This window comes from Candidatus Binatia bacterium, from assembly GCA_036504975.1.
Classification (GTDB): domain Bacteria; phylum Desulfobacterota; class Binatia; order UBA9968; family UBA9968; genus JAJPJQ01.
The window spans coordinates 1-7859 of sequence record DASXUF010000081.1 but is presented as its reverse complement, the minus strand read 5'-3'; the positions used below and the strand labels follow the sequence as shown (position 1 = coordinate 7859).

General features: G+C 58.0%; 9 protein-coding genes. 2 read left to right on the top strand and 7 right to left on the bottom strand.

The window, feature by feature from the left end:
- Nucleotides 1–356 precede the first annotated feature (356 nt).
- The gene (locus tag VGL70_10855; protein HEY3304020.1) at nucleotides 357–722 is read right to left on the bottom strand and encodes a VOC family protein; all 366 of its coding nucleotides are present in this window, start codon (nucleotides 720–722) and stop codon (nucleotides 357–359) included.
- A 170-nt stretch (nucleotides 723–892) separates the two neighbouring features.
- Here VGL70_10855 and VGL70_10850 point away from each other — a divergent pair, with 170 nt between their 5' ends.
- Nucleotides 893–1357, top strand: coding sequence for a (2Fe-2S)-binding protein (locus tag VGL70_10850; GenBank protein ID HEY3304019.1), 465 nt, complete (start codon nucleotides 893–895; stop codon nucleotides 1355–1357).
- Between the two features lie 16 nt (nucleotides 1358–1373).
- Nucleotides 1374–3656 (top strand): molybdopterin cofactor-binding domain-containing protein, encoded by a 2283-nt coding sequence (locus VGL70_10845; GenBank protein ID HEY3304018.1) that lies wholly within the window; start codon nucleotides 1374–1376, stop codon nucleotides 3654–3656.
- 245 nt (nucleotides 3657–3901) lie between these two features.
- On the opposite strand, the gene VGL70_10840 is transcribed toward VGL70_10845, so the two are convergent.
- The 6 genes from VGL70_10840 to lipB form a co-directional block, all read right to left on the bottom strand.
- Complete coding sequence (locus tag VGL70_10840) at nucleotides 3902–4279, bottom strand: retropepsin-like aspartic protease (GenBank protein HEY3304017.1); 378 nt, start codon at nucleotides 4277–4279, stop codon at nucleotides 3902–3904.
- A gap of 120 nt (nucleotides 4280–4399) precedes the next feature.
- The gene (gene modA, locus VGL70_10835) at nucleotides 4400–5257 is read right to left on the bottom strand and encodes a molybdate ABC transporter substrate-binding protein (protein HEY3304016.1); all 858 of its coding nucleotides are present in this window, start codon (nucleotides 5255–5257) and stop codon (nucleotides 4400–4402) included.
- Between the two features lie 249 nt (nucleotides 5258–5506).
- A complete protein-coding gene (locus tag VGL70_10830) occupies nucleotides 5507–5800 on the bottom strand; it encodes a hypothetical protein (protein ID HEY3304015.1) in 294 nt (97 codons plus the stop codon).
- A 24-nt stretch (nucleotides 5801–5824) separates the two neighbouring features.
- A complete protein-coding gene (locus VGL70_10825) occupies nucleotides 5825–6193 on the bottom strand; it encodes a hypothetical protein (GenBank protein HEY3304014.1) in 369 nt (122 codons plus the stop codon).
- Between the two features lie 200 nt (nucleotides 6194–6393).
- On the bottom strand, nucleotides 6394–7242 hold the full coding sequence (lipA, locus tag VGL70_10820) for a lipoyl synthase (protein HEY3304013.1): 849 nt from the start codon (nucleotides 7240–7242) through the stop codon (nucleotides 6394–6396).
- Between the two features lie 31 nt (nucleotides 7243–7273).
- On the bottom strand, nucleotides 7274–7859 hold a 586-nt coding region (gene lipB / locus VGL70_10815), incomplete at its 5' end, for a lipoyl(octanoyl) transferase LipB (protein HEY3304012.1).

Sequence of the window (7859 nt, the reverse complement as noted above, 5' to 3'; positions counted from 1 at the left end):
TCGGGCTGCGCAGCACTTTGCCCCACAACATCCCTGGCAAAGTCACATCGACCGCGTACACCGCCCTCCCCGTGACCTTTTCCACGCTTCCCGCTCTGGGAATCGAGCTCCCGATGATTTTTTGTTTCTTCATGATTCCGTTTCGCCCTCAAATCCCCCTCTTTCCCCCTTTGTCAAAGGGGGATGAAAGGGGATTCCTCTATTCTTTGCGTTCTTGGCGTCTTGGCGCGAGCAAATCCCCGCCCTTTAACAGCTACGGGCGACCGGTAAATTTGCGCAGACTGCGAAAACTTTCAGGCATAGTATTACGAAGGTCACGAAGTTTGGATCTCTCTTCGGGTCACGAATAATAGCGCCTAATCTTTGGAGAGTTCGAGTCGATTGCCGCTCGGATCGATCACATAGACCGAGTAGCCGGGACCTTCGCCGTGCACGCGGATCTCGTCCACTTTGAGGCCCTTGGCTGCAAGCTCTTTCGCCAGCTCGTTGGCATCATCCGGCCCTTCGATATCGAAGGTGTGGTGCGGCACGCGCGGCGCGCGCTTCTCCGACGCATCGAATAAACCTAGGCCGGTCTCGCCCGCGCGCAAGCGCACGACCTTGACGCCCGCAACCGTGTGCGTTGTTCGTAGCTCGGCGCCGAGCCCGTCCCGATAAAAACGGGTCATCTGTTCCAGGTCGTCCGCGTGAAAGTTCCACGATCGCATGCGCAAAATCTTCATATGGACCTCCATCCGTTGAAAACTCTTAAAGCACATTTCGGGGGTATTGGAAAAGACTCCTTTCGGGAGCCGTTGCGATATTGACAGACCCCGGCGGCTGATCTAGACGTGTGAGCGTCGGTCGATAGATGCGGCTGGAGTCTTTCCTCAGCGATAAAAAGGAGCTTCCCATGGCGCGAATATCACTCAAAGTAAACGGTAAGGCGCGTACCGTCGAGACCGATCCGGAGACGCCGCTTCTCTACGTCCTAAGAAACGATCTCAAGCTTAACGGACCCAAATTCGGCTGCGGCCTGTCCCAGTGCGGCGCCTGCAACGTCATTATGGACGGCAAAGCGATCCGCTCCTGCGTGACGGCGGTCAAGAGCGCGACCAACCGGCCGGTGACCACGCTCGAAGGGCTCGGATCGACCAAGAAGCTTCATCCGCTGCAAAAAGCTTTTATCGACGAGCAGGCGCTTCAATGCGGTTACTGCATCAACGGCATGGTCATGAGCGCCAAGGCGTTGCTCGACGCAAACCCAAAGCCGACGGACGGCCAAATCAAGGCAGCGCTCGCCGACAATCTCTGCCGTTGCGGCGCGCACACGCGGATCCTGCGCGCGGTCAAACGCGCCTCGGGCCAGAAGGTTTGAGGAAGGAGCGGTGAAGATGAAAACGCTTGAACTCTCCCGCAGACAACTTCTCAAGGGCGCCGGCGCGTTGATCGTAAGTTTCAATCTCTTCCCTGCGGAATTGGACCTATTCGCGCAATCGGCGTCCGCTCCCGGCGGCGCGCCCGATCCGAGGCAACTCGATTCCTGGATCGCTATCGGCCAGGACGGCACCGTGACCGTCTTCACCAGCAAAGTCGAGCTCGGCACCGGCATCAAAACCGCCCTGGCCCAGATCGCCGCCGAAGAGCTGGACGTTTCCTGGAAAAAAATCAAGGTCGATATGGGCGACACGCAAAAGACGATCGACCAGGCGACAACTTCAGGCAGCCGCACCATCGAGCGCGCCGGCCCGCAGATACGGCAAGCGGCCGCGGCGGCGCGTAAAGAACTCTTGCGCTTGGCGGCGCAGAAGCTCGGCACGCCGGTCGAGAAACTCACCGTCAAAGACGGCGTCGTGAGCGTCATCGGGAATTCATCGAAGAAGGTATCCTACGCGCAGCTCGTCGGCGGGAAGCGCTTCAACGTCGCCATTCAAGCCGAGGGCAGAGCCGGGGAGTTGAAGCTGGCTCAGGACGTAAAACCGAAGAGCCCCGGGGAATACGAAACGGTCGGGCAGCCGGTGCCGCGCTTCGACCTGCCGCCGAAGGTGACCGGCGAGGCGGTTTACGTTCATGACGTGCGCATTCCGGGAATGCTTCATGGCCGGGTCATACGGCCGCCGGTGATCAACACCGCGCCGGCGACGATCGACGAAGATTCTATCAAAAATGTTCCCGGTTTCGTGAAAATCGTGCGCCAGGGGAATTTCGTCGGCGTCGTGGCGAAGACCGAATGGGCGGCGATCCAGGCGGCGCAAGCGCTGAAAGTGACCTGGTCAAAACCGGCCACCAAACTGCCCGCGAACCGGGAAGAGCTGGATGCCTACCTGACGACGACGAAAAGTTTCACGACCTTGAAAGCCGTCGAGCGGGGCGATCCGGCCGCCGCGCTCGGCAAAACAAAAAAACAATACGAGGCGACCTTTCGCTGGCCGTTCCAGATGCACGGCATGATCGGGCCGTCCTGCGCGGTGGCCGACGTGCACGGAGACCAAGCGACGGTGTGGTCGGGTTGCCAGGGGCCGTTTCGCACGCGCGCATCGATCGCCGGCCTGCTGAAAATTCCGGAAGAAAAGGTCCGCGTCATTTATCGCGAAGCTTCCGGTTCTTATGGGCGGCTCAGCAACGACGACTGCGCCGAAGACGCCGCGCTCTTGTCGCGCGCCGCGGGCGCGGCGGTGCGCGTACAGTGGTCGCGCCACGACGAGCACGGCTGGGAGCCCAAGGGGCCGGCGCAGTTGCAGAAGGTGCGAGCCGGTATCGGTGAGGAACGCAAACTCGTAGCCTGGGAGTTCGTCGACCACAGTTTGCCGTGGACCGTCGGTTCAAGGATGATCCTTCTTGCCTCGGAACAGATCGGGATGAAACCAAAGGAGCAGGGTCAGGGCAACGGCAACCAGGGCGGCGGCGAGATCTACGCTTTCGAAAACACCAAAGTCATCGCGGAGGAGATCCCGTGGCTGCAACCCGAGCCGATTCCGCTCCGCACTAGCAACCTGCGCGCGCCGGGGCAGTTGTCGCGCTGCTTCGCCAGCGAATCGCTGTTGAGCGAGATCGCGGCCGACCTCGGCGCCGATCCGGTCGAGCTTCGGCTGCGTTACCTGACCGGTGACAAGCGCGCCACGGACGTGCTCAAGGCCGCGGCCGAAAAGGTTCAATGGCAAAAGCGCCGGCAGCCGGCCGAGAATTCAGATGCGCCAAGCGTCAAAGGAAAGGGCGTCGCGATGACGCGGCGCTCCGGAGGTTATGCCGCCGCGATCGCGGAGGTCGAAGTCGAGAAATCCACGGGCAAGGTCGCCGTGCGGCGAATCACGCTCGCTCACGATTGCGGCCTTATCGTCAATCCGGACGGAGTTAAAAATCAGATCGAGGGCAATATCATCCAGGGCGTGAGCCGCGCGCTGCTCGAAGAAGTCGCGTTTGACGGGAACGGCGTGACGAGCCTGGATTGGGGAAGCTATCCGATTCTCAAATTCCCCGAGATTCCGGAACTCGATATCGTCCTAATCGATCGAAAAGACGTCTCTCCGGTCGGCGCCGGCGAGTTGTCGACGGTTCCGATTCCGGCGGCGATCGCCAACGCGGTCTTCGACGCGACCGGCGCGCGCCTCCGCGAAGCGCCGTTCACGCCGGCGCGGGTGTTGGCGGCGATGAAGGGGACGGGAGGGCAAAAAAGCTGATTGGGTTGTTGTTTGCGTCAAGCTCCGGTGAGGGAGGAGCACGTAGCAGAGCATCCCCTGTGGAGCTAAACCATTCGCTTACTTAGTTCTTTACAGACTGTTGAAAAAGTCCTACTCGTGCTTCGACAGGCTCAGCACGAACGGAAAACCTTCAACGATTTCAGCTCTCCTCCGTTCGCCCTGAGCGCGTCGAAGGGTGAACGGGGGTTTTTCAACAGTCTGTTTACGCCTGAATTTGAAGTCTTTTAGATAAGAACAAGTGACAGGTGACGTTTGGAAGGAAGAACAAGCCGGCGACGCTTGGGATCAAGCCGAATATCATAGCGTTCGAGGAACTCAGCCCCCAGGACATAATCTTCGGTCAGCCCCGGCATGACATAGGCGGTATCCGCCAGAGTTGCCCCGTTCAGGCGGATCATGGTGGCCGCAATGCGGGAAACTCGTGTTGATCCTTTGCCAAGCCTAATCCGGACTGGCTTTAGGAGGTGCGTCGTGGGGATACCTACCTCGCGGACCAATTCTGGCCGAATAAAGCTTGAAGACGCACCCGTGTCGAACAAACACTCCACCTCTCTCTGCCCACGGCGACCAAGAAGCGGAAGATTTTTTCTAATCACTCCCATGACGCAGCACCGTCATCTAGCTAAGTATCTCCGGAGGGTGGCTAAAGTCAATCTTATGTGGAGAATTGCTGTCCCTCGCTCTTCAACGCACCGGGGGTAGGCGCAAAAAAGTATTCCGCGTTATTTGAGTTCTGCCGGCACGCTTCCCTTTCGGATGGCCGGAACCACCGGCGGCTGGCCGGTTTCTTTCAAGATGCTCTGGCCTTCCGTCGAGAGGAGGAATTTGACGAACTCCATCGCGTCCTTCTCGTTCTTCGCCGTCCCCGGCACCGTCGCCGCATTTCGGATTGCGTCGCTTATGTTGACGCTCGCGGGGAAGCGGACGATATCCAGATCGTTCTTGGCCGCGACCGCCGCCGAGTAATAGACCACCCCTGCGTTGGCTTTCCCTTCTCTCACGGCGCGTATCGTATCCGGCACCGAATTGGGTTTCGAAGCATCCACCGCGGCGCCGTCGATGATTTTCTGAGCCAATTCCGGCTTTCCTTCGAGCGCCGAGGCTTTCTTCAAGAATTCGATCGTCCGGTTGGTGGCCAGGTCTTTCTCTCCGGTCACGCGGACAAACTTGACCTCGGGCTTGGCGAGATCGGCGACTTGACGGATTCCCAGCGGATTCCCTTTCGCGGTGATAACGACCATTTCATTCGCGGAAAAGACGACGTACCAGGAGGCGGCCTCCTTGCCGGTGCCGGCGATTTTCTTGTTCATCAGGTCCTCATCGACAACCGCCGGGGACGACGGCGCGAACACGTCGCACGTGTCGCCTTTGAGAATGCGCTCGGCGAGCTGCCGCGAAACACCGGAGGTCAGGTTGATGGTAACTCCCTGGTGTTTTCCTTCGAAGGCCTTCTTGAGTTGTTGCATCGGACCGGCGAGCGAATCGGCATGAAAGACTTCGACGTTCGCTGCCGTTACCCGGTTGATGGGAAAAAAGCCCAGGATCAATCCTCCAATGAGATATGCGCATCGAGATTTCATTGATCGCCTCCTTGATCGGGGCGCCTTACCCGTTCGGAGATTTCGATGTGGCGCTCAAAGATGACCGGCGGCCCGGACCCTGATTTTGGGCCGGAGAGTAACCGGTAAGGTGGTGATCTGTCAACGTTGTTGACACCGGAGAGTTGAGATCCTTCGCTGCGCGCAGGATGACTCACAAAGGTGAGTCAATTTACGTGGCTCCAGGCGTGGTAGGAGCTGCGCACGAGCGGGCCGGATTCGACGTGGCGATCATTCTGCCGAATATCTGTGGTTGTTTGCTTCGTATCGCCGAAGCCACTCCTCCATCGGCACAAACTTTTCATCTGTTGCCTGGTCATTCCAAATAATCCATCCACCGCATTTCTCCGACAGGTACTTTAACTGCTCGATCTCTTCGGGACTACAAATATCTTTCCGCTTGCCGGTAACCGTATCCCATAACATGTACTCAAGGCCACCCAGCCAGCCGGCACACCAGTATTCCTCAGATATCTCCGACATCAGCTTTCGAAGCAGATCGGCAGTGATTTTTTGTTCATCCATTTGCTGCCCAGGAGAACCTTGGAGCTAGACCACAATCTCTAGATGTAGCTCATCTGCTACGCGGGGCGTCTTGTTCCGACGTGTCCCGTTTGCGAGATCTACTAAGCCTGCTTGAGCTAGGCTCTGAATATCTTCGTAGACCCTCTTGAAATCGCGATGCGCCAAAGATGCAAGCGCGTTGATGGAGGCCGGCCGGCGCTTGCGAATGAGGCGGATGAGGTCCAGTCTTTTGGGAGTCAGGAACCGCCTTAGGGCCTCGGGGCTCGTGAAGAATAGGCGCCGGCCTTTGGGCCTGACCTTTTTTCCTGCTGCAACGCTCTTCATAGTATCGGCGGTTTCCCTCAGCACGTCGTCGGTGCTGCGAATGCCCATCTTGACCTTCTTAGCTTTCATGCCATTGTCCTCCTAATCCGTACCATAATCGCTTTTTGTGTCAATGAAATCGGGGAGAAATAGTGGAGGAGAGAAGTTCAAGTGAGATGATGAAAAACGGCGAGAGCCTTCGCGGAACCTGAGCGTGAAAGATAGATGCTTCGCTCCGCGGATCAGCATGACAGAAAGCGAAGGTGCTCAGGGTGACTCACTGACGTGAGTCAATTTACGTGGCTCCAGGCGTGGTAGGAGCTGCGCACGAGGGGCCCCGATTCGACGTGGCGGAAGCCGAGTTTGTCGGCGTCGATTTTGAGCTGCTGAAACTCGTCGGGGGTGACGTAACGGTCAACTGGAAGTTGATTTGTTGACGGCTGGAGATATTGGCCGAGCGTTACTATGTTGCAACCGGCGTCGCGCAAGTCTCTCAATGTCGCCATCACCTCGTCCATTGTTTCGCCGACGCCGAGCATCAGGCCGGATTTGGTGAGAACCTCGGCTCGGATCGACTTCGCGGCCTTCAAAACATCCAGGGAGCGCTGATACACCGAGCCGGGCCTGACTTTCTTATAAAGTCGCGGCACGGTCTCCACGTTGTGGTTCAGGACGTGAATGCCGGATTGCACGACGGTCTCGACCGCTCGATGATCTCCTTTGAAATCGGGAATTAAAACTTCTACTCGTATCCCAGGATTCAGCGATTTGATCCAGAATACGGTTTTGGCGAAATGGGCGGAGCCGCCGTCGGGTAGGTCGTCGCGATCGACGGAAGTCACGACGATGTGCTGCAATCCGAGATCTTTTACGGACAGAGCCACATTGCGCGGCTCCTCGGGGTCCAGCAGCACCGGCTTGCCCTTGCTGATCGCGCAGAAGCGGCAGCCGCGCGTGCATATGTCGCCCAGGATCAAAAAGGTCGCGGTGTTGTGCCCCCAGCACTCGCCGATGTTCGGGCAGCGCGCCTCCTCGCAAACGGTGTGGAGCTTGCGGTCTCTTAGAATCCGTTTGAGCCGGAGGTAGTTGGGGCTGCCTGGAGCCCTAACCTTTACCCAATCTGGATGTCTTCTTGGCATAAAATTTCTCAGGCTGTTGAAAAAGGGCCATCTACCATAGCCTGCCACTGGCAGGCGTTTTAATAGGCGCGCTCGGTCCGCTTCGCGCCAACGTACTAGAAGAGTACGCCTCCGCTCGCGGACCTTCACGCGCCTCGTAGCTGGTGCCTTTTTGAGCCTGAAAATCAAGTAAGTTCGCGAGCGATTTAATTTCGGAATATCCGAAGAGGGCGGCGAGATTCGTGGCGAATCGCTGCTTAACAGCTTCGATACTTTGGTCTGTACCTAGTTCTTTAGCCATCGAAGTCACTTCAGACCAGGCAAGGCCGCATGGAATAATCCGCTGAAAGTACGTCAGATCCGTGTTCACGTTGAGCGCGAGGCCATGGTAAGTAATCCCTCGCCGAACCGCTACGCCGATCGCCGCGATCTTTCTCCCGCCGATCCAAATTCCGGTCCAGGGAGGATTGCGCTCCGCCACGATGCCGAAGCTCTCGAGAGTTCGAATCGCCGACCGCTCTAAGAGCCTAAGATAGCGATGCACGTCTTTCCGGAGCTTCGACTTCAGATCGATAATCGGATAGACGACCATCTGGCCCGGACCGTGGTAAGTAACGTCGCCGCCGCGGCTGCTGCGG

Excerpts from the sequence above, each read along its gene's own strand:
- VGL70_10850 (HEY3304019.1), top strand. The coding sequence starts at position 893 with ATGGCGCGAATATCACTCAAAGTAAACGGTAAGGCGCGTACCGTCGAG.
- VGL70_10845 (HEY3304018.1), top strand. The coding sequence starts at position 1,374 with ATGAAAACGCTTGAACTCTCCCGCAGACAACTTCTCAAGGGCGCCGGC.
- VGL70_10855 (HEY3304020.1), bottom strand. The coding sequence starts at position 722 with ATGAAGATTTTGCGCATGCGATCGTGGAACTTTCACGCGGACGACCTG.
- lipA (HEY3304013.1), bottom strand. The coding sequence starts at position 7,242 with ATGCCAAGAAGACATCCAGATTGGGTAAAGGTTAGGGCTCCAGGCAGC.
- VGL70_10840 (HEY3304017.1), bottom strand. The coding sequence starts at position 4,279 with ATGGGAGTGATTAGAAAAAATCTTCCGCTTCTTGGTCGCCGTGGGCAG.
- VGL70_10825 (HEY3304014.1), bottom strand. The coding sequence starts at position 6,193 with ATGAAAGCTAAGAAGGTCAAGATGGGCATTCGCAGCACCGACGACGTG.
- VGL70_10830 (HEY3304015.1), bottom strand. The coding sequence starts at position 5,800 with ATGGATGAACAAAAAATCACTGCCGATCTGCTTCGAAAGCTGATGTCG.
- modA (HEY3304016.1), bottom strand. The coding sequence starts at position 5,257 with ATGAAATCTCGATGCGCATATCTCATTGGAGGATTGATCCTGGGCTTT.